The sequence below is a fragment of the Pseudomonas sp. Wu6 genome, from assembly GCF_019891515.1.
In the GTDB taxonomy this organism is placed as follows: domain Bacteria; phylum Pseudomonadota; class Gammaproteobacteria; order Pseudomonadales; family Pseudomonadaceae; genus Aquipseudomonas; species Aquipseudomonas orientalis_A.
Genome location: NZ_JAFLXH010000084.1, coordinates 1 through 1,574, shown reverse-complemented (window position 1 = coordinate 1,574; position 1,574 = coordinate 1). Strand labels below are relative to the sequence as shown.

The following is a 1,574-nucleotide window of genomic DNA, read 5'->3' as shown; positions in this document are numbered from 1 at the left end:
CGGTCAAGATTACCGACGCAACGGGCGGCAACTTTGAGAAGTTGGAAGTTGCTGGCAACGGCGCAACCACCGCGATCAACGACACCATCGACAAGGTCGACGTGGTTCTGACCGCTACCACCACCGTCGGCGAAGGCGGCAACATCGTTTATACCGCCAGCCTTGTGGATAAAAACGGCGTGCCGGTGACCAACATCACCAACCCGTTGACCGTCACCTTGGATAACGGCCAGAGCATCACTATCGGCGTAAATCAGTCGAGCGGTTCCGTTTCGGTTGTTGCGCCGGATGATGTTTACAAGGGCGACCAGACCGTCACCACTGCTATCAAGACTGTCACTGGTGGCGAGCACTTCGAAAACCTCGTCCCAGGTACCGATAAAGTCACAACAACAGTGACTGACACCCCAGGTACTGATAACACCACCACTGTCACGCTGACCGCGCCAACTGCCGTCAACGAAGGTGGCCAGATCACGTACACCGCGACCTTGAGCAACAAGGCCGGTACTGACGTCACTCTGAAACTGGATAACGGTTCAAACATCACCATCAAAGCCGGTGAAACTGTCGGCACTGTGACTGTGCCTGCGCCTACCGATGATGTGTTCATCGATAAGAGCACTCAGACGGTCAAGATTACCGACGCAACGGGCGGCAACTTTGAGAAGTTGGAAGTTGCTGGCAACGGCGCAACCACCGCGATCAACGACACCATCGACAAGGTCGACGTGGTTCTGAGCGCTACCACCACCGTCGGCGAAGGCGGCAACATCGTCTACACCGCCAGCCTTGTGGATAAAAACGGCGCGCCGGTGACCAACATCACCAACCCGTTGACCGTCACCCTGGATAACGGCAAAACCATCACCATCGGTGTGAACCAATCCAGCGGCACGGTCACCGCCGTGGCACCAAACGACGTTTATAAAGGCGATCAAACCGTCACCACTGCAATCAAGACTGTCACCGGTGGCGAGCACTTTGAGAACCTGGTGCCAGGTACCACAGCGGTTAACACCACTGTCACCGATACCCCAAGCACCGCTGATACCACTACCGTTACGCTGACCGCGCCAACCGCCGTCAACGAAGGTGGCCAGATCACTTACACCGCTACGCTCTCTAACAAAGCGGGCAGCGACGTTACGCTGAAGCTGGACAACGGTTCGAGCATCGTCATCAAAGCCGGCGACACCGTCGGCACCGTCACCGTCCCTGCGCCAAGCGATGACGTGTTCATCGACAAGAGCAATCAGATCGTCAAAATCACCGACGCTTCTGGTGGCAACTTCGAAAAACTGGAAGTCGCAGGCAACGGCGCAACCACTGCGATCAACGACACCATCGACAAGGTCGACGTTGTACTGACCGCCACCACCACCGTCGGCGAAGGCGGCAACATCGTCTACACCGCCAGCCTTGTGGATAAAAACGGCGCGCTGGTGACCAACATCACCAACCCGTTGACCGTCACCCTGGATAACGGCAAAACCATCACCATCGGTGTGAACCAATCCAGCGGCACAGTCACCACCGTGGCACCGAACGACGTCTACAAAGGCGATCAAACC

General features: G+C 56.7%; 1 protein-coding gene. It reads left to right on the top strand.

Annotated elements, in window-relative coordinates:
• Nucleotides 1-1,574 (top strand): immunoglobulin-like domain-containing protein (locus J1G34_RS26885; protein WP_347709508.1); only part of this gene is annotated, 1,574 nt, incomplete at both ends.